This is a genomic window from Micromonospora sp. RHAY321, from assembly GCF_023896955.1.
In the GTDB taxonomy this organism is placed as follows: domain Bacteria; phylum Actinomycetota; class Actinomycetes; order Mycobacteriales; family Micromonosporaceae; genus Micromonospora.
Map to the genome: position 1 here is coordinate 442495 of NZ_JAMHIW010000003.1, position 22191 is coordinate 464685.

Sequence of the window (22191 nt, forward strand, 5' to 3'; positions counted from 1 at the left end):
CCCACCGGCGCCTGAAATGCGGACTCGCAAGCGCGCGCCAACCCACTCCAGCGGACCAGCGATGACCACCCATACCCGCTGGCTGCGGGATGGATCACTTGCTGACAACCCGGGTACTGTAGCCCTCCACAGTGTCGGAGGTCACACCGAGGTGGCACCGTGTCTCGATGATCTTCGTCGCTGTGTTATGAAACGAAATCTGATATAGGGCCCGGTCCATGCAAGAAGGCCGCATCCCCGGCGGGATGCGGCCTGTGGAACGGGAACGGGTCAGCGGCCGACCGGCCACACCATCCGCACCTCGGTGCCGATGCCCTCGTCGACCGGACGCACCTGAAGGTCCTCGACGAAACCGGCGAGCAGCGCGAAGCCGACACCCGTGGTCAGCGCCTCGTCGGTGAGCGACTCGTTGGCCAGCTCGTCCGGCGGCAGGGCCGCCAGCCCGATGCCCGCCTCGATCGGCGCGCGATCCACCACCCGCACCGAGTACGACCCCGAGTCGGACATCTCCACCAGCACCGGGTCGGCCAGGCCGTACTGGCGGTGCAGTGCCACCGCCCGGGTGCACGCCTCGCCGATGGCCAGGCGAACCTCATCCAGCAGGTCCTCCCGGACCCCGGCGCGCCGGGCGACGGCGACACCGACCAGCCTGGCGGTGCGCACGTGCACCGGTGCCGGGGAGAAGGAGAGCCGGACCGTCGCCATCACGCGCTGGCGCCGCTCGGCTCCGCGCCGACGGCAGCATCGACCGTGGGGTGCAGCGGGAACACCTGGTCCAGCGCGGTGATCCGGAAGATCTTCAGCAGGGGCTCCTTGTCGCAGACCAGGGCGAACGAGCCGCCGGCCGTACGCAGCCGCTTGAGCGCGCCGACCAGCACGCCCAGCCCGGTGGAGTCGAGGAAGTCCACCCGACCGAGGTCGACCACCACGTGTCGGGCGCCACCGTCGATCAGTTCGAGGAGCCGTTCGCGGAGCCGGGGCGCGGTGTAGACGTCCACCTCACCGCCGACCTCGAGCACCGTGTGCTCGCCCACGGTGCGGGTCGCCAGCGACAGCTCCATCGGTCCTCCTCGCCAGAGCCGTAAACTCTCCTGGGCATCTAACCACTACCGCCGGGACACCCTGCGGTCACCGGCGGAGCCTTCCCTTTACCCCCGGGCCCGACTTTTCATCTCCGAACACCAGTGCGAGAGTGCAGGACGTGACTGACGACCGCTTCAGCTCGGCGCGCCTGTCGCCGGGCCACGACCTGGAGCCGTCGTCCCTGGCCACCGTATCCGCAGACCCAGGCACCGGGCCAACGCCGGTCGACCTGCTGCGCCGGCTGCGCGCCCGGGGCGCCGGCGACCCGGTCACCCACGTCGAGCGGGTGCCGGCCCGCGCCGGGGTGCCCGCGCCCTGGCCGACGTGGGCACCGGCGGAGCTGCGCACGGCGTTCGCCCGCCGCGGCGTGGTCGCGCCCTGGCAGCACCAGGCCGAGGCGGCCAACCTGGCGTACGACGGCGGGCACGTGGTGGTCGCCACCGGCACCGCGTCGGGCAAGTCGCTCGCGTACCAGCTCCCGGCGCTGGCCACCCTGCTCGCCGACCCCCGTGCCACGGTGCTCTACCTGGCGCCGACCAAGGCGCTCGCCGCCGACCAGCTGCGCGCCGTCGCCGCACTGGAGCTGGAGGGGGTACGCCCGGCCTGCTACGACGGGGACACTCCGCGCGCCGAGCGGGAGTGGATCCGCCGGCACTCCCGGTTCGTGCTGACCAATCCGGACATGCTGCACCACGGCATCCTGCCCGGGCACGCCCAGTGGTCCGGGTTCCTGCGCCGCCTGGCGTACGTGGTCATCGACGAGTGCCACACCTACCGGGGGGTCTTCGGCTCGCACGTGGCGCACGTGCTGCGCCGGCTACGCCGCCAGTGCGCCCGGTTCGGGGCCACCCCGGTGTTCGTGCTCGCCTCGGCGACCTCCGGCGACCCGGCGACCGCGGCCGGCCGCCTGACCGGCCTGCCGGTGACCGCGGTCACCGAGGACGCCTCACCGCGCGGCGGGGTGACCTTCGCGCTCTGGGAACCACCGCTGCTCCCGCCCGACTCGGGGGCGGCTTCCTCGTTCCCCCCACCGCAGCCGACGGGCGGGCACGACGAGACGGCGGACCTCGTCCAGGTCCGCCGGTCGGCCCTGCGGGAGACCGCGGACCTGCTCGCCGACACGGTCGCCGAGGGGGTACGCACGCTCGCGTTCGTCCGCTCCCGCAAGGGCGCCGAGGTGGTGGCGGCCAACGCACGCCGGGCGCTGGACGACGCGGTGCCAGGGCTCGGCGACCGGGTCGCCGCGTACCGGGGCGGCTACCTGCGCGAGGAGCGCCGCGAGCTGGAGCGCGCTCTGCTGCACGGCGATTTGCTCGGCCTGGCCTCCACCAACGCCCTGGAGCTGGGCGTCGACCTCATCGGGCTCGACGCGGTGCTGATCTGCGGCTACCCGGGTACCCGGGCGTCGCTCTGGCAGCAGGCGGGCCGCGCCGGGCGCTCCGGACAGGAGGCCCTCGCGGTGCTGGTGGCCCGGGACGACCCGCTGGACACCTACCTGGTGCACCACCCGGAGGCGATCTTCGGTGCGCCGGTGGAGGCGACGGTGCTCGACCCGGCCAACCCGTACGTGCTGGCCCCGCAGCTCGCCTGCGCCGCGGTCGAGGCCCCGCTCACCCCGGCCGACCTGGCACTCTTCGGCGACGGGGCCAAGGAGGCTGTCGACGAGCTGGTGGCGGCCGGTGCGCTGCGGCAGCGGCCCACCGGCTGGTACTGGCGGCACCGGGAGCGCCCCGAGGTCGACCTGCGCGGCGAGGGCGGCGCCCCGGTCTGCGTGGTGGAGGCCTCCACCGGCCGGCTGCTCGGCACCGTGGACGGCGGCTCGTCGCACTTCCTGCTCCACGCCGGCGCGGTCTACCTGCACCAGGGCGTCTCGTACGTGGTCGACGAGCTCGACCTCGCCGACGGGTGCGCGCTGGTGCACGTCGAGGAGCCGGACTGGTCCACCCACGCCCGGGACGTCACCGACCTGTCCGTGGTGTCGGTGCGCTCCTACGTGGACGCCGGGCCCGTCGGCATGTTCCTCGGCGAGGTCGACGTGACCAGTCAGGTGGTGTCCTACCAGCGGCGCCGCATCGCCACCGGCGAGGTGATCGACACCCGGCCGCTCGACCTGCCCACCCGGGAGCTGCGCACCGTCGCGGTCTGGTTCACCCTGTCACCACAGTCGCTGGCCGCCGCCGGCGTGCAGGCCGCGGACGTACCGGGTGCGCTGCACGCCGCCGAGCACGCCGCGATCGGCCTGCTGCCGCTGATGGCCACCTGCGACCGGTGGGACATCGGTGGGCTCTCCACCGCGGTACACCCGGACACCGAGGCGCCGACCGTCTTCGTCTACGACGGGCACCCGGGAGGCGCCGGCTTCGCCGAGCGGGCGTACGGGACGGCGTCGGCGTGGCTGCGGGCCACCCGGGACGCGATCGCGGAGTGCGGCTGCGAGACCGGCTGCCCGTCCTGCGTGCAGTCGCCGAAGTGCGGCAACGGCAACAACCCGCTCTCCAAGCCGGACGCGATCCGGGTGCTCGACGTGGTGCTGGCGAACCTGCCGGCCTGAGCCTGGTTGCATGATCCGGTGCCGCACGGGGAATAGCGTGGGAGCGCTTCCATTGATGCATGTCTCGCCGTTCACTCACGCACCGAGGAGGAGCCGTGGCCGACACCATCGCCGAGACCGTCGACCTGCTCTACACCATCGACCAGGAGAAACTCACCCTCGACCAGCAGATCGCGCTCGGTTCCGCGCTGGCCGCCCTGGCCCAGGCGGAACGGCTGGAGCAGATCAACGAACGGCTGCGCGGGATCCATCAGGTCCTCAACGGCTGGGCGCTGCGCGCCACCGTCGACGGTCGCTGACCTCCACGGGTACCGATCAAACCGGGTGGATCTTTCGCTGGTGGGGGCGCCGGGGGACGCGGGCCGGCGGTGGTCGCAAGGCTGTGCGAGACTCCGGCGCATCATTCCCCTGAGGAGACCAGATGCAGCTCGACAACTTGCAGACCCTGCGGCAGTTCCACATCCGCCAGCGACTCCGGATGATGGTCAACCAGTACGAGGTCCGGGCGGTCGCCCCGGACGGCACCGAGGGTGAGCTGCTGGCTTTCGCACAGCAGAAGCGGCTCGCCTTCAAGGAGCAGGTGACGATCTACACCGACGACTCCAAGCAGCAGCCCCTGCTCGGCTTCAAGGCCCGCCAGCGCATCGACCTCGGCGCCACGTACGACGTCACCGACGCGGCCGGCAACCCGATCGGCCTGTTCCGCAAGGACTTCGCCCAGTCGCTGCTCCGCTCCACCTGGCACGTCGAGCAGGCCGGCCTGCCGCAGGTGACGGGCCAGGAGCGCAGCCTGCCGGTGGCGCTGCTGCGCCGGTTCGTCGACTCGCTGTCCTGGCTGCCGTACCACTTCGACTTCGTCGCCGACGGCCAGACCGTCTTCTCCGTGGTGAAGAAGTGGGGCCTGCGCGACAAGTACGTCGTCGAGGTGCACAACCCGCAGATCGACCGCCGCCTGGTCATCGCGATGGCCGTCGCCCTCGACGCGCTCCAGGCCCGCTGACGCACCCGGCCCACCGGGCCACTCTGCGCTCGGCCGCTGGCCGGGACACGGGCCCGCCGGTCCGTGTCCCGGCCATCCGGCTGCCAGCCGCCGGATCAGGTGCCGACCGGATCGGCTGATCGCCCGGCAGTGGTCGAGCCAGTCAGGCGCGCACCGGTCCGGCGCGGGCCGTGGACGCCGCGACACGGGTCAGACCGGGTAGGGGCGTGACTGTCACCTCGACGGTCACCAGCACGTCGAGCCCGTCGAGACGACAGTCCGCGAGACGTCCGCCGTTGCGACCGGCGATGTCGGCGGCGAACGCGCAGGCGGCCGTGTCGCCGTCGAACGCCCTGCCTGCGCCGGCCAGAGCACCAAGGTCGGCTGCCACCGCCGCCCGTTGAGCCGCCATCGCGGTCGCGGTGACGGCAGCGCCGAACGTGCCCACCAGCACGAAGACCAGCCCCAGCGCCAGCAGAAGAACGGTTGCACCACCCCGATCGCGGGGCAACTGCTCGACTCCGGGCCGCTCGGCGTCCGACTTCTCCTCGTGCGACCGGTCGATCTCCAGGTGGTCCGCGTGCTGTCGCTGTTGGCGGAGGTGCGGCGAGCCGGTCGGGGTCTGGTGCTCCGGAACGACCGGGCATCGGTTCACCGGTCCACCTCCCCGGCCCCGGGTTCGACAGCCGCGACGGCGGTGGCCTCCACGGTCATGCGCGGTAGCCGACCGCCGAGCGCACGCACCGGCGCCCGTACGGTCGCCCGCACCCGGTCGCCCTCGATCGACACCGACACCTCCGCCCCCGGCGGCGCCGCACCCGGGCCGCCGGTGCTGCCGTCCGCGCCCCGAGCGGCGGCCAGCGCCGCCTCCCGCGCGGCGTGCAGGCAACTAGCCTGGGTGCTGACGGCCGTGACGGCGGTCAGGCCGGCGAGCAGGAGCAGGAGCAGCGCCGGCAGGCCGGCCGCCAGTTCGGCGGTGAAGGACCCCCGGTCGCCGTCGCCCGGCCGGTCGACGACGACGCGGACCCTCCGCCCGCCACCGGTCGGCCACCCGGCGGTGCCGGTCCCCCGATCGCGGCCAGCCTGCCGGCGCCGGATCACTTGAGCGCCCGGTCGATGACGGCGGTCAGAGCTGACTGGACGTTGCCGGAGGTCAACACCTTCAGCAGGATCCCGGCGAAGGCGACGGCGGCGAGAGTGCCGACGGCGTACTCCGCCGTGTTCATTCCGGCATCACCGCGCAGGCGGGCGATGAGTTTACGCATGGCTTTCCCTTCTCGATGGGTCAGAGCACGTCGCCGAGGACGGCGACGATCACCGGCACCAGGCCGGCGAGAATGAACGCCGGGAGGAAGCAGAGCCCCAGCGGCAGGACGATGAGCACGCCCGCCCGGCGGGCCGACGCCTCGGCGGCGGTGGCCCGGTCGGCACGCAGGTCGTCGGCGAGCCGGGTCAGCGCACCGGCCAGAGCCGCCCCGCTGTTCGCCGAGCGGAATGCGGCTGCGGTCAAGCGCTCCGCCCCCGGCACCCCGTCCAGCGCGGACCACGCCTCGGCAGGCCCGCCGCCCAGCAGCAGGGTGCGGCCGACCCGGGCCAACCGCTCGGCGAGCGGGCCGTCGAGCGCCTCGGCGACAGCCAGCACCGAGCGGTCCACCGGGGCGCCCGCCCGCAGCGCCGCAGCCAGCAGGTCGGCGGCGAGCGGCAGGTCGCCGGCCTCCCGGAGCCGCCGGTTGCGCGCGGCCGGCGACTCGATCCGCCGCAGAAGCCGGTCCAGCATCAACGCGGTCGGGACCGCGCCGAGCAGCCCGAACCAACCGCCGATGACCACGGCCACGGCGAGCCCGCCCAGACCCGCTGCGAGCCGGATCGCGTCCGGCCGCCGCCGCACTGCGCTCGGACCCGCGGCGGAAACCGTCCGGGACATCAACCGGCCCGCCCCGGCGTCGCGCCCAGGCGTTCGGCCCAGAACAGACCAAGGACCTGCAGGGCGACCGCGAGCACCGCGCAGACCCCGCCGACCGTGCTGTGCAGGAGGACCGCCACGGGATCCACGCCGATGCCGTACCCGAGCCCGATTCCGCCGATCGGCAGGGCCGCCAGTAGTAAGGCCGTGGCCCGGGCACCGGCCGCCTGCGCTGCCGCAGCGGCCAGCCCTCGGTCGGTCGCCCGGGCGTCCGCCTCGATCCGCTCGACGAGGTCCGCCAGCGGCGCACCCGTCCGGTCCGCCAGCCGCACCGCCGCCGAGGTGAGCTGGCGAAGCCGGTCCGGCCCACCAGCGGAGGCGATCTCGACGACCGGCGGGACGGGCAGACCCGCCCGGAGATCCGCCGCGAGACCGCAGAGCTGGTCCAACCCGCGCCGTCGGATCCGCTCGACGTGTCGATTCGTCCGCCACCGCAGCAGAGCGCGCACGGCCAGCGTGCCGTAGGCGGCAACCGCGACGGCGGCCACCGGCCCGGCGAGCACGGCGCCGACACCGGCTCCCAGCAGGCCGACAAGCAGCAGCATGCTTGCCGGCGAACGTGGGGCACGCGGTGGGATCGGCCGCCCACCAGCCCCGGCGGCGGTCCTGGTCATCGAGTCGACGGCCCGAAGTCCGCCGCCGTCGACTGCTGCCACGGTGAACGGATCGTCCCGAACCGACAGGTCCGCTTCGATCACTGGCACGGAGGCGGGCGTTACCGGCCGCCGCTCGGTGTCCGGTGCGAGGGCCACCGGTCGGGCGGTACCGGCCGGACCACGGGGGTCGCGCCGGGTCGGCGGACGTTGCGGACCTGCCGGTCGCGTGGATCCCACTGCGCCGCCCGCCGCTCTCGGCCAGGGCTGGTCGCCGCTGACGTCCCTGGTGGACCAGCCAGTCAGCGTCCGCCGGCCGCCGACGTTCCGGGCTACGGGCGGCTGGTGACCGGAGGAGGGTGGAGTGCCGAACCCATCGACAGGGACGTCCAACCCGTGACCGAGTTCTCTGACCCAGTCCACCAACGCGTCGTCCGGGTCGGCACCGCTGTTTCCACGGCCGGCCGCCGTCAACACGCGACGGCGACGGCCCCGGATGCTGTGCACAGGCCAGGCCACGAGTGCCGCGGCGGCCAGCAGCAGTGCCACCACCAGCAGCGCCCCGCCCGTCATGCCGGACCCGCCGATCCGGGCCACGGCTCGCCGAGGATCGGCGGCACCGCCACGCCACGGTCCCGCAACAGCGCGCCGAACGCACGGGCGGCCAGCCCGAGCCCTCGACCGCGTACCCACGCGGGCACCACGGTGACCACCCGGTCGGGGCCTTCCGGGAGCAGCAGGCAGATCGATTCCAGGACCCGTCCCCGATCGCCGCGACGGACCTGGAACAGGACCTGCAACGCGGCGATCACCTGAGCGTGCAGCGCGGCGCGCGGCAGGCCACCCAGCATGCCGAGCGCCTCCAGCCGGGCCGGCACGTCGGATGGTGTGTTGGCGTGCAGCGTGCCGGCGCCCCCGTCGTGGCCCGTGTTCAGCGCGGCCAGCAGGTCGACCACCTCGCCACCCCGGCACTCGCCGACCACCAGCCGGTCCGGACGCATCCGCAACGCCTGCCGGACCAGGTCGCCGAGGCTCACCACGCCCGAGCCCTCCACGTTGGCGGTACGCGCCTGCAGCCCCACCACGTGCGGGTGCCCCGGTTGCAGTTCGGCGGCGTCCTCCACGAGCACGATCCGCTCGGTGGCCGGCACCAGCCCGAGCAGCGTGTTGAGCAGGGTGGTCTTGCCCGACCCCGTGCCGCCGGTGACCAGGTAGGCCAACCGGGCTGCGACGACGGCGGCGAGCACGGGTGCCACCGGTCGTGGCACGGTCCCCTGGCTCACCAGCTCGTCCAGCGTGAACGGTCGGTGCCGGAAGGTTCGCAGGGAAAGGTACGGGCCTTCGGTCGCCACCGGCGGCAGTACGGCGTGCAGCCGGGTGCCGTCGGGAAGCCGGGCGTCGGCGTACGGGGAGCCGTCGTCGAGCCGCCGCCCGGCGCTGGCGATCAGTCGCTGCGCCAACCGGCGAACGTCCTCGACCGTGCCCACCGGGACCGCCACCTGGTGCAGCCCCGCTCCCCGGTCGACCCAGACGCGCGTCCCGTTGACGAGTACGTCGGTCACTTCCGGGTCGGTCAGCAGCGGGGCCAGCGGCCCGGCGCCCACGAGGTCGTCGTGGACCCGGTCGGCGATCCGCAGCACAGCGGTGTCGCCGAGCACCGCCGCGGTGGGTTCGGCCCGTACCGCGGAGACGATCGCCGCCGGGGTGACCGGGGTGGTGGCCGCGGCGATGCGCTGCCGTACCCGGCCGGCGAGGGTGGCGTCCTCCGGCCGGCCACTCATGCCGCACCCGTGGCCGGTACGCCGGTGAGCTCGGTGACGATCCGCTGGCAGAGGGCGGCCAACGGGCCCTTGCCGGCGGCGGCCGGAGCCTCGCCCCGTTCCAGCCCGCGGCAGAGCCCTGGCTCGGGGCGTAGCGTGCCGGCGAGGGGAAGCCCGAGGGCGCGTGCCACCTCCGTCGCGCGCAATCGACCCGGCGCGGGACCGCGCACGACCACCGAGAGTGCGGAGCAGTGCGGGACGGCGGCGGCCACCACCCGCGCGGCTGCGGCTGTGGCTCGCAGCTCGGCCGGGACGACGACGAACGCCTGGTCGGCCGCCTGCAAGGCGACCAGGGCGGCGTCGTCCAGCTGTCGAGGCAGGTCGATCACCACGACGTCCCGGCCACGCCGGGCCGCGTCCACGGTCGCCGCCATCGCCGCTGCGGGCAGCGGCAGCAGGTCGCCGCGGTCCCAGGAGAGCACCACCAGGTCACCGCGGCTGGGCAGTGCCCGGACCAGCGCCGGGGCGTCGACCCGCCCGTCCGCACCGGTCAGCGACGGCCAGCGCAGCCCTTCCAGCTGCTCCCAGCCGAGCACGAGGTCGAGACCGCCGCCGAGCGGGTCGGCGTCGACCAGCAGCGTGCGAAGTCGGGCCCGCGCGGCGGTCACGGCGAGCCCGCCGGCGAGCACGCTCGCCCCGGCGCCACCCCGCCCGCCGAACACCGCGACGATCCGCGCGCCGGAGCCGTCCGGCCGGTCCGGGCCCTGCTCGGCGAACCGGTCCACCAGCCACGGTTCCGCGGCGGGCAGCGCGGCGACGTGCTCGGCACCGATCAGCTCGGCGATCTGCCAGCCGGGGTCGATCTGGCCGGCCCGGCCGACCAGCACCAGCCGGGGTCGGTGCGGCAGCCGCGCGCGAAGGCACGACTGCGCCTGGTCGGCGCCGAGCAGCACCAGCGGCGCGGGCAGCCAGCGGGTGCGGGCGGCCGCTGGGTCGGCGGCGAGCTCGACCTCGGTCCCGCCTGCGGCGGCGAGCCGGAGCAGGTCGTCGAGCAGGTCGGCGTCCTCCGTGACGATCAGGGGGAGTCGTCGGATCGGCGGAACGGAGGTACGGGGTGCCATCGCGGCCTCCAGCGGGTCGGGCTCGGGTGTGCCGCCGACCCTGCTCGGATTCCGCCCCGCGAACCGTCCCGACCGCACTGCCTGTGGACAAAGCGGCGGCCTGTGGACAACGCCCGCCGAGCCACTTGATCTGCTACGCGCACCCTGTCCGACCGCCCCGGAACACAAACGCAGCGGGGCCGCTCCCGAAGGAGCGGCCCCGCTGTCGGTCGGTCAGCCGATCCGGTCGGTCCAGGCGGTATCGAGGATCACCTTGTACGAGCTGATCCGGACGGGTGCGAGCGTCAGCCGCTCGTGGGCGAGCAGCTCACCCGTTTTCGGCTCGAAGATCAGCAGAGACTGAGCGTCGTGCTCTCGGTCGTCGAAGGTCACCGCCACGCCCTTCCGTCCGGCGCGGTCGGTCACCTGCCCTCGCCACCGGAAGCCGGGAACGTCGGCGAGGACCCGGAGGATCTCCGCGCGGGTCTGACGCGGTACGACGTACCGCCCGTACACGGTGCTGACCTCCTTGCTCACCGCACCCGCTCCGTGGACGACCTTGAGCAGTTCGCGCAGCTGCGACCTGTCGGTCGGCAGCGGCGTGAGGTCCCTGGGTGGCAGCGGAAAGCTGGCGGGTGCGGGTGTGCCGGCGACCCCGGGACGCGTCCAGGGATTCCGCTGCCAGTAGTCCCGGGACTCCTGATCCGGGTACTGCGGTTCCAGTTGGACGGTGACCTGGTTGCCGGTCCCGTCGGCGGCCTGCCAGACCTTGGTCTCGTCGGCGAAGGCAACGTGGTGGCGGCCGTCGGAAGAGGTCATCACGGGATCGCCCCACAGTTTCGTGTGGTGGTACATGTAGCGCCCGCCGCGGTTGTCGTACCCCGTGCCGACCAGCTTCCCGGCCAGGGCCCGCAGCTGCGGGCCGGCCGGCGGCGCTTCCGAGGCGAACTGGTACGCGACCGGCACGAGCACCGAACCCGGTGCGGCAGCCGGCACGTCCGCGGTGTCCGGGGTGGCCCCGCCGAAGGGCTGGAGGACCGCCACGGCGCCGGCCGCGACCGCCATGGTCCCGGCCGTCAGGACCAGCCGCCGGGTCGGGCGTACCCGGCGGTGATTGGTTGTCGGCTCGGCCTCGCCGGCCCGGTCGATCAGGTCGCGCGCCGAGACCGGGGGTGGCGCGACGGCGGCCCGGGCCGGGTCGGCCGGGCCGAGGAGGGTACGGGTTCGCTCTGCTCCGAACATCACAGGTCCTCTCGAATGCTGGCCAGCACCGGACGCCGGGGCCGGACGGGGCGGTCTGACATCGCTTCGGTGAGGCGTCGGCGGGCACGGTGCAGACGCACCGCCACGGTGGTGCGGGCACAGCCGAGTACCTGGGCGGCCTCGGAGACCGTCAGCTCCTCCCAACCGATCAGCCGGAGGATCTCCTGATCGAGGTCGTTGAGGGTCGCCAGGGCAGCCCGGATGTCGGCGACTCCCACGGTGGCGTCAGCGCCGGACGGGTGCGCCACCCGCGCCAGGTCGGCGTCGCTGATCGGCAGGACGTCCGGGGCGGCGCGCCGGGACCGCCACTGGTTCGCCAGGAGGCGCCGGGCCACCCCGTACAGCCAGGGCAGGCTGCGGTCCGGCACCTCGCCGCGGCGCCGCCAGGCGACGACGAAGACCTCCTGGGCGAGCTCCGCCGACGCGTCCGCGTCGGCGAGTCGACGCAGGCCGTACCTGACGATGTGCGCGTACTCGGCGGCGTAGAGGCTGGTGAACCAGTCCTCGTCGCGTTTCTTCGGTGGACCCACCCGAACCCCCACTGCCTCGGCGACTCTCACCTTGGCTTGTGTCGCGGCCGGCCAGACGATTACCGGACGGGGCATGATCGGGTCGGGACGGCTACGTGGTGGCGCCCGGGGCGAGGACGGTCACCGACTCGGGGAACGTCGTCACGAGGCGCCGGACACTGCGGCGAGGGTCGATGACAAGCAGCTCGGTGCCGACCCCGGTCTCGCGCTGCACCACGACGCCGTCGGCCACCACCCCTCGACACAACTGCCGGCCACCTGCGCCGGAAGGAGCTATCTCGATCCGGCCGGCGGCGACGCCGGAGGCCACGTCGACGCCCAACAGCGCGACCGAGGGCGCCACCAGCATGCCCTCCGGGGCGCTGGTCGGCACCAGATCGGGTCGGCCGACCTCCACCCAGATGCTCGGTGGGCTCCCACCCCCGTGGATCAGCGCGAAGGGACCAGCCACCTCACCCGGCCCGAGCTGACCCGGTACGACCACCGGCAGTGCCCGGCCCTCACCCGTGAGGATGTCCTTGAGCGTGACAGCCACCTCGTGCGGCGCGGACCCGACGAGCAGTGGTTTCGGATCGAACACCGCCAACTCCCTGCCGGCGATGAAGGCCACCACCGCGGCGGCTGGAGGGAGGGCCACGGTGAGCTGTCGCACCGTGCCGCCTGGCAACGCCATGGTCGAGAAGGTCCAGGCCGTGCCCGGCTTGCCCAGCAGGGCCGAGCGGCCGTCCGTGGACCACCGCAACAGCTCATGCTCCTCGGGAACCTCGTACTCCGTCACGGCCGACAGGTCCCTCAACCACCACCGGCCGTCCCGCTTCCCGCCCAGCCACCGCCCGTCCGGCGACAGGGACAGGTTGAGCGGTCCCGTGTCCGGGGGCGTACGGCCGACGCGAAAGTGCTCGCCGGACCGGGTCACCAGGTAGACGTCGTTCTGCTCGAACGTACGGCTGACGGGATTGAAGCTGTCGGCGTCGACGGCCCGGTGGTACATCAGCGCTGCCGACCCCACCCCGTGGTCAGCCGGCAGGTCCGTGACCCGGGCAGGCGGTCGCAGCTGAGCCGGCAACCCGCCGAACACCTCGGCGACAACATCGGGCGCGGCGGGTGGGCCAGGCCGCTGTTTCTGCGTCACCCCCCATGCCGCCGCACCGGCGACCAGCAGCGCGACCGTCGCCGCGCTCACCACCGCGACGGTCCGCCAGCGCCGCCCTGTCGGCGGCTGGACCGCATCTCCCGGTGCCGTAGGCGATGGCATCGCACAGTCCCCCGTTCCCGGGGCACGGACGGCCCGCGCCTACAGCGAAGGGGAGGCGACCAGCGGGGTCAAGGGGTGCCTCCAACCCGACGCACGGCGTAGATCGAATCGAGATTCGGTCGCGCCTACGAAGAGACGCGGGGCTGCAAGAACGCGGCGCCCGCAATGCGTGATGACGCCTACAGCGCGAGCATCGCCGCGGCGACCTCATCGGCGGCCTTGTCGGGGATCGCGGTCGCGGCCTGTTCGAGCACGAGCAGCCGCGCCCCGGGGATCTCGCGCGCGAGCGCCTCGCCGTTGCCGACCGGGAAGAACGGGTCGCGACGACCGTGCACCACGAGCGCCGGTATCGCGAGTTCGGGCAGACGCTCGCGCCAGCGCGGCTTGCAGTCGAGCTTGGAGAACACCATGCCCATCTGGTTGGCCATCTGGACCGCGGGCTCCGTGCCGGGGGTGCGGTCGAAGATGCGGCCGGCGGTCGCGTGCGCTGCGGCGGGATCGTCGCCGAGGATCTCCGCGCCGGCGGCGGCGAATTCCGCCACGGCAGCGCGGTCGGACCAGTCGGGCATCGGGAGCGCGAACAGCCGGTTCATCGTCGCCGCGTCGTGGTCGGGCAGGTCGTCGTCGACCGGGCCCGGTGCGACGGGCCGCGTCCCGGCGAGTGTGAGCGCCGAGAACGCCTCCGGGTGGCCGAGCGCGGCGACCTGGGCGACCATCCCGCCGACGCCGATGCCCGCCAGGTGCGCCGGTCGGTCGTCGAGACCGCGGGCGAGCTCGGCGGCGTCGGCGGCGAGGTCGCGCAGCGTGTACGCCGGCGCCTCGGGGTCGACGGTCGTCGACGCGCCGGAGTCACGCAGGTCGTAGCGCACGACGTGACGTCCGCCGCGAGCGAGGTTCTCGCAGAGCGCGTCGGGCCAGGAGAGCATGGTCGTGCCGCCCACGAGCAGCACGAGGGGCGCCGCCGCGTCGCCGAAGTGCTCGACCCCGAGCGTCACGCCCTCGGGCGTGCGGAACGAGTGGACCGTCGAGTGCATCGTCAACCTCCAGGACAGCCGCGTGACTGCGGCACACGCTACGCGCGCAACGTCGACCGCAGCCTCGCTATCAGCACCAGCACCGACTCAGGAATCCGGCCAGAGCGCAGCTCGGAACCGTCGTGGACGGACCGCGGACAGTGCCACGCGACTCGGCCATACCGACCTCGTCCGACTCATCAGGGCATGCCCGCGTATCGCAGCGGGATCGGAGGGCGGGGGCGACGCCACGAAACATAGGCCAGGATGGCGAAGGCGATCAGAAGTACCACCGCGATGAGGAGGGTGAACCATCCGGAATGATCGCCCACCTCGCTCACTCTCAGGCAGGGGTCGCTCTTGGCGTAGCGAACACGGATGCGCTGGCCGGTGCTCACAGCTCGGTTTGCGTCGACCGTAACGCGCAGGCTTGATTCACACACCTCGCCACGGTTTGTAGTGAACTGGACCGTCAGGAAGGTTCGCGCCCCGCGATGCTCGACCTCCAGCACGTCAGCCACTGCCTCCGATCCCCGACGTTCGTCTGTGATTGACCATGCGCCTATTACCGTTAGCGACGTCGCAAAGACGAGACTGAACATCGAGAACACCCGCAGGAAGGTTCGGCTTGGCCGTCGCCGGTTCATGGCCGGACTCTAGAACGGGCCAGCAACGAGGCCGGTGCGGTCAACAGAGTCACAACCGCCTACCCCCAACGGCTCCGGATCTCGACCCGGCAAGCACGAACGGACAGCCAGGCCCTCGCCTGTTGCCGCCATCCCATCTGCCGTCGACCCGCTCTCGGGGAGCGGTCCGCCGCCCGGCGCGCCACGTCAAGCAGTTCATGGGCCACGAGCAGGCGTCGACGACGATCAACGGGGTACATCCACCCCCTCGGAACGACTACGCCGCCCGCTTCCTGGAGGCATTCGATTGCTCTGCTGCCCTCCCTGCTGCCTCCGGCCGCCTAGACGCCGCCCCCAAGGGCCTGGACAGCCTGGAGACGACCTGTGACCTGCTGTGGCGCGCCTACCCCGGAAAGGGACGACCCCCGTCCGGGGGGATGCGGTGTCAAGCTGTCGGCCGCCGCCAGCCGGTGGCAACCCGCGTCGGGGAGCAGGTAGCGAGCGCCGTCGGTTCACGCTCGGGGTCAACCCGCACCGGCGCTCGTGCTGCCTTCTTGCTGCCTCGCTGCCTGACCTCGGCTCTTAGGATTGCCAAAATGGCCGAAGCACCCGGAGGATCCCGGGCGCTTCGTCCGTTGGCGGGCCCTGCGGGTGCCTGATTAATACTTGCTTGGTCAGGCCGTTTCGTCACCCAACAGTTCCGACTGGCCGTTCGTCTACCGCCCTCCCCGGTCCGGCGCTTAGATGGCCGGGAAGAACCAAAGGATGTCGCTCAGGCCGTTGGCGTTCGGCACGACGATGTCGTCCCGCCCGTCCCCGGTGAAGTCATCCACCACGGGCGCGCCGGCAACACCGGGCGTGGCCAAGGTGGCCGGGGCCTGGAAGGTGCCATCGCCGTTGCCGAGCATCACCAGCACGCCGTAGTAGCCGCCGCCGAACGCGAGATCCGCGCGACCGTCGCCATCGAAGTCGCCGGCGGCGGCGGTCCGCTCACCTTGCCCGAAAGCGAGCGTGCGCTCCTCGGTGAAGGTGCCGTCGCCGTTGCCCGCCAGGTAAAAGGCGTCGCCCCACTCGGGTCCCGGTACGAGCGCGTCGACCCGACCATCGGTGTTGAAGTCGGCGAGCACGGCCGGGCTGCGGGGAGTCGGTAGTTCGTGCCACACCCCGGGCGTGAAGGTGCCGTCGCCCGCGTTCAACCAGGTCACCACCCGGCCATAGCCGCCGCCAGTCGCCACCAGGTCGGTGTGGCCGTCCCCGTTGAGGTCTGTCCCGGCCAGCCCGTCGTTGGCAGTCGGCTCGGCCGCTAGAGTCGCCCCTGGTGTGAACCGGCCCCGTCCGTCATTGCGCAGCACCTGGACCTGCTCTCGCCCCGCGAGGGTCAGCGCCAGGTCGACGTCTCGGTCACCGTCGAGGTCGGCCGGGACCAGGTTTCGGGGGATGCTGTTCGAGGCCAGATCGATCACCCGGGGCACCCGGAACCGGCCGTCGCCTCGACCGAGAGCGACCACCACCTGATCGAGCTCGATGTCGACGATCGTGGCGACCAGGTCCCGCCGGCCGTCACCGTCAACGTCGGCGAGCGCGACCGAGCGGGGCGCGCCGCCGAGGGCCACCACGGTCCCGGTCCGGAAGCCGGTCGCCCCCTGGCTGAGCAGGATCGAGACCCGGTCCGCGTCCGTGTGCGCGACCGCCAGGTCGGGCCGCGCGTCGCCGTCGAGGTCGCCGGTGGCCATGGCGCCCGGGACAGCGCCCGTCGCCACGTCGACCGGCGGGCCGAAGTTGGCGGTCCCGGCGGTGGCGGCGGTCGGGGTGACGGCCATCAGCAGGGCGACGGCCAGCGCGGGCACCCCGAGGGTATGAATTGGCATAGGTGATCCTCCCGTGTAAACCCGGAACGGTCCTTCCCCGACCTGGGCAGGGACCAGCCTCGCGCGCGGTGGGATAAGGCCGGGTTAAGCCTGTGCTAACGCCCACAACGAGGGCCCGGCTCGGACGGAGTCCCGCCCCAGGGCCTCTCGTGTGGAGCGGCTAACGGATCCGAACCCGAACTGTCAGCTTGGGAATCGGGTTGATCGGCACCATAGGTAGCCGTGGTGCCTCGCCAGCGAGCACAACGTGTTCAGAGTGCGGCTGCCTGAGGTGCCCTTGTAGGCCGGTGTTGACCTCTGCATCGGGCACGCATCGGGCGCGTGACAGATCGGTATCAGGACGTGCGTGACAGCGCGCTACGCTGCCCGGGATCTTGTGCAGTGCACTCATCGACTTTCGACGGTGGCTGTCCTCTGACGAGAGGGTGACGTGGGCACGTTCGGAACCGGACCGTTCAGCAGTGACGGCGCCCTAGACTTTGTCGAAGAACTCGCCGAAAAGCCGCCAGAGCACCACCTCGACGCGCTCCGGCACATGTTCGCCTACGTCCTGGCGAACCGCGACCTCCTCTGGCGGGAGTTCTTCCCTGACCAGGTCGTCGCGGCGGCAGCACTCGTGGCCGCCGCGCTTCCCGGCGGGGAACACCTCCAGGCGGAACTGTCGGACGAGACAGACATGGCGCTGCTTCCCGCGTCAGCGTCGGACCTCGCCACGCCGGCACTGGAGGCGTTGCTCTTTGTCGCCGGCCCCGATGGGCCGTGGCATCAGGGGTGGACCACCGAAGCGCACCGACTCGACGCGCGAAGGACCATCAACGACCTCGATGCCATCCTCAGCGCGGCGGTCTCACCGGACGTGTCACCCATGTCCCGAGACTGATCTGTCATGCAGGTCCTGAGACTCGACATCGCCGGCTGCCGGCCTGTCCTCCGTCGGCTGATGCGCGGCAGTCGTCCGCCCGGTGATCTGCGACAGCAAGAGCGCGGATCGCGGCAGATCCGGATGTCTACGACAGTCTGCCGATCGGGGTAAGTCAGGTGATGTCGCGAGGCATGTATCCGAGAACGAGGTGGTCCAACGCCTGCGGCATCTGACCGAAGGTGGCGAGCACATCGACCACGACGTAGATCTCTGCCTGCTCGTCAATGCCGAGAAAGGAACACGCGCAGGTTCCGCTTGCCAGCTCACCGATCGGGGCGATGTCGCGGCCGATGTGCATGCCCCATTCGATGAATCGGTCGGCTTCGCCGGAGCATTCGGTTGGCACGAGTGTGATCGGCTCGCGGGCGCGGGTGACGCCAGCCCCGCCACCAGGAAGGAGGAGGCCTCCGAACTCGGAGAGGAATTGGAGGGCGACGGCGTGTAGGGGCGGGAACCCGTCTGCGGCCAGTTCTGACTCCCATCGCGTTGTACTGACAGTGCGGCCGGCGTGCCACCCGACCTTTTCGAGGATGCGACGGGTTTGCTGCTGAAGGTCGCTTGGGGCGTTCACGGCAGCAACGTTAAGGCACAGGCGGCCAAGCGCCGGGCGACCCACGACGTCCTCGACTCGGCAGATCCGTGCATCGACCGCGCGGGTTTCGAAGGCTTCTAGGCCTGTCGCACGTTTCCAGGCGGAGATGTGTCGCGCATCAGCCGACGGAGCACACGCCGGCTGCCGGCCGGCCGCTACTTCGCCGCAGCCTGTCCGGGTCGGACTGCCTCGTCGACCAGTACAGCAGCGAGTTCGGGGGAAGACCTGGACGTGTCGATGGTCAGATCGGCGGTAGGAACCGTCTCTGTCTCGTCCATGCCCTGAGGCGTTCTGCCGTGTCACCGGTCTGCCGTTCAGCGATGCGTCGTTCCGCCAAGTCCCGAGGACAGGTAAGAGCGACCACGGTCCACCGCACGTCGGGAAATGCCGTACGAACCGCGTCGACCGCGTCGACCTGGCCCACGTGCACCACGGGGATCTGCCGGTCGAGCTGCTGACGCAGACCAGGGGCGTCGATCACATACACGGAGCCATACCGCCGGTTCTCCCACACCACATCGCCCAAGGCGCGCAACGACGCCAGTTCCGCATCGGTGCTCATTCGGTAGCCCGCAGTGCGTCCCTGCCCGACTTTCAGGCGCCGGAACTGCTCGTACTGGTCGTGGAGCTGGTGCAGCCTGCGGTCACCGTGTCCTTTCCGGACGCCGGCGCACCGTAGAGGATCACGCCCCGCATCAGTCGAGTTCCAGCCCCATCAACGACTTCACGAGCGCTTCGGCCTGGTCCTGTAGCGGCCTGGCCGAGGTGCAGTTGTTGATGACGATGTGCTCGACCAGCGGGCGGGAATCAGGGTCGATGCGGCTCAGGTAGCCGGTCCAGTCGGCAAGCTTCGGCGGTCGTTGGCTCATCCCGCGCACCTGGTTTCACGCCTGGCTCGATGGCGTCACCGAGCAACCCGCCGCCACCGGTACCGAGCATGGGCGGAGGCACTGATGGGCTTCGTTCGCAAGACTCCGGCTGGCACCTTCCGCGCCTGCTGGCGTGACCCTGCCGGGTGGGCAGAAGTCCAAGAGCTTTCGCACCAAGCGAGAGGCCAGCGCGTTCCTGGCGGAGGTTGAGGGCAGCCTGAACCGGGGCACCTACGTCAACCCACACGCTGGCCGCACCCGCGTGGGCGACTTCACCCAGCAGTGGCTTGCCACCCGGGCGGTCGAGGGCGCGAACCAACCCGGCCGAAGGGGTGAAGCTGCCGCGTGACCGGTCCCGGGACGTGAAGCCGGTCACGATCAGCCGGGAGGACTTTCTCGGCCGGCTGCTGCCCGCCGTCCCGACTCGGCACCGGGCAATCGTCTCGGCCGCCGCCGGGGCCGGTCTGCGCTGGGGTGAATGCGCTGGGCTGACGTGGTCGTCGGTCGACCTCGACCGAGCATCGCTACGCGTGGTCCAGGTGGCCGAGGAAACCCACGGCGGGATCGTGCTGCGCCCGTACCCGAAGAGTCGCGCCGGGGTTCGGACCGTGCCGCTGCCCGGCTTCCTCCTGGCCGCGCTCCGCGAGCTGTACGCCGCCGCCGGCAACCCGGACCCACGCACCCTGGTCTTCCGCGACCGGGTAGGGCGCCCACTACGCCGGTCGAACTTCCGGCGTCGGATCTGGCTGCCCTCACTCGTCCGCGCGGGTCTGCTCGGCCAGGTCGTCAACGCCGGTCCGCACCGATACCGCGCGGTCTGGCCCGTCCGGGAGGGCATCGAAGGGTCGGCCGAGTTCACCACCGAACGGGAGGCCATCGCCTGCGTCGCGGCAAAGGCTGCCGGTGGGATGCGGTTCCACGATCTGCGGCACGCCTACGCCACCTGGCTGGACACCGACGGCGTCCCAATCAACCTGGTGCAGCGGGTCATGGGCCACGAACAGGCATCGACGACGCTCAACCGCTACACCCACACCCCGGACGACTACGCGGCCCGCGTCCTGGAGGCGTTCGACGGCTCTGCTGCCTCCCTGCTGCCTCCGACCGCAGAAACGCCGTCTTTGGGCGGCCTGGACGGGCAGGAAGACGACCTGCTGTGGCGCGCTTACCCCGGAAAGGGACGACCCCCGTCGGGGGGAGACGGGGGTCGTCGAAAGGTTCGGCTCCGGGGGGGTCGAGCCGAACCACTCAGCGGTCACGGGGGGTGCAACCGCCGAGGGTCTGTCTGTTTTCGGAGATATGAAAACTCGTCGTGCGAACAAGTCTGCCTGAGCGGGCCCGTCACGTCGAGTGGTGTCGACCCCACTCACTGCGAAAATCTCCTTGCGGAGTGTGAGCGCGGTCACGCCGAGTGGAGGTGGTGGCGCCGGCCCGCAGGTCCGAGGGGTGGCCTGACCCCGGGCACCCGCCGACGATAGACCATCCGGCTAGACTTTCGCGCCGTGGGCCGAAGTGCCGCTTTCTTCGATCTGGACAAGACCGTCATCGCCAAGTCGAGCGCCCTGGCGTTCGGTCGGCCGTTCTACCGGGACGGGCTGATCACCCGGCGTGACGTGGTCAAGTCGGCGTACGCGCAGCTGATGTTCCGGCTGGGCGGCACCGACGAGCAGACCATGGCCCGAACACGGGACTACCTGGCTGCGCTCTGCAAGGGCTGGCAGGTGGAGCAGGTCCGCCAGATCGTCGCGGAGACACTGCACGAGCTGATCAACCCCTACGTGTACGCCGAGGCCGCCGCGCTGATCGAGGAGCACCAGGCGGCCGGGCGGGACGTGGTGCTGGTCTCCGCTTCCGGTGAGGAGATGGTCCGGCCGATCGGCGAGCTGCTCGGGGTGACCGACGTGATCGCCACCCGGATGACGGTGCGGGACGGCCGGTACAGCGGTGAGGTCGAGTTCTACGCGGCCGGCCCGAGCAAGGTCGAGGCGGTCGGTGAGTTGGCCGCCGCGCGCGGCTACGACCTGGCTGAGTCGTACGCCTACTCCGACTCGTACAGCGACCGTCCCCTGCTGGAGTGCGTCGGGCATCCGAGCGTGGTCAACCCGGACCGTCAGTTGCGCAAGCTGGCTTCTGAGAACGCCTGGCCGGTGCTGGAGTTCCGGCACCCGATCCCGCTGGGGCGTCGGCTGCGGGAGCGGCCCGCCGTCCCGGTCGCCGCGGCGGCACTGGGGGTGGGTGTGGGCGTGGCCATCGGCATCGCCTGGTATGGGCGGCACCGTCGCACCCGCGCCGCCGCCACCGCCTGACCTCCGCACCCGGATCGAGGGGGCGGGGCAGCGGGCTCAGGCGGCGGCGAGGATCTCGTCGCCGATGACGGTGAGCTGGTCGGCGCCGACCTCCACGGCTGACATGTAGTGGCGCAGCCAGGAGCGCAGCCCGTCCGGGGTGCCGGTGGCGAAGGCGCCGGCCGAGCCGACGTACTCCGGTTCGCGCTCGCGGTGGCCGACGTCGACGGCGAGCAGGCCGCGCGGGTCGAGGCCGCTGGCGAGCAGCACGAGGCGCGCGGCGCCCCGGGCCACCACGCCGGACGGACCGGCGAACGGGCGCAGGTTCAGCAGTTCCCCGTGGACCACGGCGGCGAGCACCAGCGGGGAGACCTTCGTGCCGCCGGCGACCAGGCCGGCGAGCCCGTCCAGCCGGGCGGCGACCACCGGGTCGGCGACCGGCCGGCCCAGCTCGTCCTCCTGCACCATGTCGCGGGCGGCGAGCACGTGCAGCTTCGCGAGGGCCTGGCGGGGGGCCTTGGGCCAGAGTTCGCTGAGCCCGGGCAGCGCCCCGGCGACCCGCAGCGCCCCCTGGAGCACCGGGTCGGTGACGGTGCCGGCGCGCACCGCCTCACGATCGTGGGTGGCCCCTTCGAGGGCGGCGCTCGCCACGGCGGACCGGAGGCTGACCTCGGCCGCGACCTGGCCGCCGTGCCGGCGCAGCGCGCGGTGGCCGAGCGCCTGGTCGAACCGCTCGCGGGCCCGCTCGACGGCGGGGGTGATGTCGGCGAGCGCGAGCAGCGGGGCGAGCGGGTCGATGGTCACCCCGCCACGCTAGCGACCCGGCCTGGCCTGCCGGGTCGCACCCGGCCGTAACGCGACCCCGGCCACCGTCGGGCGCGCGGCGGGGGCCGCTCGGCGCGACGGACCGGGCAGCCGTGGCCGGCGGGGGGCCCCACG

Annotated in this window: 25 protein-coding genes; 6 read left to right on the forward strand and 19 right to left on the reverse strand. The window is 72.3% G+C overall.

Translation table 11 applies throughout. The features are described 5' to 3' along the window. Positions 1–270: 270 nt before the first annotated feature. Entirely contained in the window at positions 271–708 is a 438-nt protein-coding gene (locus tag M8C17_RS10155) for an ATP-binding protein (RefSeq protein WP_252416149.1), read from the reverse strand. Further along, a complete protein-coding gene (locus M8C17_RS10160; RefSeq protein ID WP_252416150.1) occupies positions 705–1061 on the reverse strand; it encodes an STAS domain-containing protein in 357 nt (118 codons plus the stop codon). The genes M8C17_RS10155 and M8C17_RS10160 overlap by 4 nt, the downstream gene beginning before the upstream one ends. A 188-nt stretch (positions 1062–1249) precedes the next feature. On the opposite strand from M8C17_RS10160, the gene M8C17_RS10165 reads away from it, so the two are divergent. From M8C17_RS10165 to M8C17_RS10175, 3 genes are all read left to right on the forward strand, one after another. Beyond that, on the forward strand, positions 1250–3634 hold the full coding sequence (locus tag M8C17_RS10165) for a DEAD/DEAH box helicase (RefSeq protein ID WP_256482473.1): 2385 nt from the start codon (positions 1250–1252) through the stop codon (positions 3632–3634). Positions 3635–3729: 95 nt separating this feature from the next. Further along, positions 3730–3933 (forward strand): hypothetical protein, encoded by a 204-nt coding sequence (locus tag M8C17_RS10170; RefSeq protein ID WP_252416152.1) that lies wholly within the window; start codon positions 3730–3732, stop codon positions 3931–3933. A 122-nt stretch (positions 3934–4055) separates the two neighbouring features. Beyond that, positions 4056–4634, forward strand: coding sequence for a hypothetical protein (locus M8C17_RS10175; protein WP_252416153.1), 579 nt, complete (start codon positions 4056–4058; stop codon positions 4632–4634). Positions 4635–4776: 142 nt separating this feature from the next. On the opposite strand, the gene M8C17_RS10180 is transcribed toward M8C17_RS10175, so the two are convergent. The 13 genes from M8C17_RS10180 to M8C17_RS10240 form a co-directional block, all read right to left on the reverse strand. Beyond that, a complete protein-coding gene (locus tag M8C17_RS10180) occupies positions 4777–5124 on the reverse strand; it encodes an Rv3654c family TadE-like protein (protein ID WP_252416345.1) in 348 nt (115 codons plus the stop codon). A gap of 140 nt (positions 5125–5264) precedes the next feature. Next, positions 5265–5582 (reverse strand): TadE family type IV pilus minor pilin, encoded by a 318-nt coding sequence (locus M8C17_RS10185; protein ID WP_252416346.1) that lies wholly within the window; start codon positions 5580–5582, stop codon positions 5265–5267. 128 nt (positions 5583–5710) lie between these two features. Then, entirely contained in the window at positions 5711–5878 is a 168-nt protein-coding gene (locus tag M8C17_RS10190; RefSeq protein WP_081883916.1) for a DUF4244 domain-containing protein, read from the reverse strand. A gap of 20 nt (positions 5879–5898) precedes the next feature. Continuing rightward, the gene (locus tag M8C17_RS10195) at positions 5899–6537 is read right to left on the reverse strand and encodes a type II secretion system F family protein (protein WP_252416154.1); all 639 of its coding nucleotides are present in this window, start codon (positions 6535–6537) and stop codon (positions 5899–5901) included. After that, positions 6537–7742: a hypothetical protein gene (locus M8C17_RS10200; RefSeq protein ID WP_252416347.1), complete on the reverse strand. Its 1206-nt coding sequence runs from the start codon at positions 7740–7742 to the stop codon at positions 6537–6539. Before M8C17_RS10200 ends, M8C17_RS10195 begins: the two co-directional genes overlap by 1 nt. Beyond that, positions 7739–8950, reverse strand: a complete 1212-nt coding sequence (locus M8C17_RS10205) for a TadA family conjugal transfer-associated ATPase (protein WP_252416155.1) — start codon at positions 8948–8950, stop codon at positions 7739–7741. Before M8C17_RS10205 ends, M8C17_RS10200 begins: the two co-directional genes overlap by 4 nt. Continuing rightward, positions 8947–10050 carry a septum site-determining protein Ssd gene (gene ssd, locus M8C17_RS10210; RefSeq protein ID WP_252416156.1) on the reverse strand — a complete coding sequence of 368 codons (1104 nt, stop codon included), beginning with the start codon at positions 10048–10050 and terminating at the stop codon, positions 8947–8949. Before ssd ends, M8C17_RS10205 begins: the two co-directional genes overlap by 4 nt. Positions 10051–10263: 213 nt before the next feature. After that, positions 10264–11271: a CU044_5270 family protein gene (locus M8C17_RS10215; RefSeq protein ID WP_252416157.1), complete on the reverse strand. Its 1008-nt coding sequence runs from the start codon at positions 11269–11271 to the stop codon at positions 10264–10266. Next, positions 11271–11822: an RNA polymerase sigma factor gene (locus M8C17_RS10220; RefSeq protein ID WP_252416158.1), complete on the reverse strand. Its 552-nt coding sequence runs from the start codon at positions 11820–11822 to the stop codon at positions 11271–11273. The genes M8C17_RS10215 and M8C17_RS10220 overlap by 1 nt, the downstream gene beginning before the upstream one ends. A gap of 91 nt (positions 11823–11913) precedes the next feature. Next, positions 11914–13005, reverse strand: a complete 1092-nt coding sequence (locus tag M8C17_RS10225) for a hypothetical protein (RefSeq protein ID WP_252416159.1) — start codon at positions 13003–13005, stop codon at positions 11914–11916. Between the two features lie 251 nt (positions 13006–13256). Then, positions 13257–14111 carry an alpha/beta fold hydrolase gene (locus tag M8C17_RS10230; RefSeq protein WP_252416160.1) on the reverse strand — a complete coding sequence of 285 codons (855 nt, stop codon included), beginning with the start codon at positions 14109–14111 and terminating at the stop codon, positions 13257–13259. 179 nt (positions 14112–14290) lie between these two features. Further along, complete coding sequence (locus M8C17_RS10235) at positions 14291–14737, reverse strand: DUF3592 domain-containing protein (protein ID WP_374557910.1); 447 nt, start codon at positions 14735–14737, stop codon at positions 14291–14293. Between the two features lie 719 nt (positions 14738–15456). After that, positions 15457–16584, reverse strand: coding sequence for a VCBS repeat-containing protein (locus tag M8C17_RS10240; protein ID WP_252416162.1), 1128 nt, complete (start codon positions 16582–16584; stop codon positions 15457–15459). Positions 16585–17014: 430 nt separating this feature from the next. Between M8C17_RS10240 and M8C17_RS10245 the strand changes: the two genes are divergently transcribed. After that, positions 17015–17464 carry a DUF4259 domain-containing protein gene (locus M8C17_RS10245; RefSeq protein ID WP_252416163.1) on the forward strand — a complete coding sequence of 150 codons (450 nt, stop codon included), beginning with the start codon at positions 17015–17017 and terminating at the stop codon, positions 17462–17464. A gap of 154 nt (positions 17465–17618) precedes the next feature. Here M8C17_RS10245 and M8C17_RS10250 read toward each other — a convergent pair whose 3' ends face one another. The 3 genes from M8C17_RS10250 to M8C17_RS10260 form a co-directional block, all read right to left on the reverse strand. Continuing rightward, positions 17619–18077: an SUKH-3 domain-containing protein gene (locus M8C17_RS10250; RefSeq protein ID WP_252416164.1), complete on the reverse strand. Its 459-nt coding sequence runs from the start codon at positions 18075–18077 to the stop codon at positions 17619–17621. A gap of 262 nt (positions 18078–18339) precedes the next feature. Further along, positions 18340–18660, reverse strand: a complete 321-nt coding sequence (locus M8C17_RS10255) for a hypothetical protein (protein WP_252416165.1) — start codon at positions 18658–18660, stop codon at positions 18340–18342. 133 nt (positions 18661–18793) lie between these two features. Next, positions 18794–18967, reverse strand: coding sequence for a hypothetical protein (locus M8C17_RS10260; RefSeq protein ID WP_252416166.1), 174 nt, complete (start codon positions 18965–18967; stop codon positions 18794–18796). Positions 18968–19299: 332 nt separating this feature from the next. Here M8C17_RS10260 and M8C17_RS10265 point away from each other — a divergent pair, with 332 nt between their 5' ends. Both M8C17_RS10265 and M8C17_RS10270 read left to right on the forward strand, forming a co-directional pair. Further along, positions 19300–20445 carry a tyrosine-type recombinase/integrase gene (locus tag M8C17_RS10265; RefSeq protein WP_252416167.1) on the forward strand — a complete coding sequence of 382 codons (1146 nt, stop codon included), beginning with the start codon at positions 19300–19302 and terminating at the stop codon, positions 20443–20445. 24 nt (positions 20446–20469) lie between these two features. Further along, a complete protein-coding gene (locus M8C17_RS10270; RefSeq protein WP_252416168.1) occupies positions 20470–21273 on the forward strand; it encodes an HAD family phosphatase in 804 nt (267 codons plus the stop codon). Positions 21274–21309: 36 nt separating this feature from the next. Here M8C17_RS10270 and M8C17_RS10275 read toward each other — a convergent pair whose 3' ends face one another. Further along, entirely contained in the window at positions 21310–22056 is a 747-nt protein-coding gene (locus M8C17_RS10275) for an oxidoreductase (protein ID WP_252416169.1), read from the reverse strand. Positions 22057–22191: the final 135 nt, after the last annotated feature.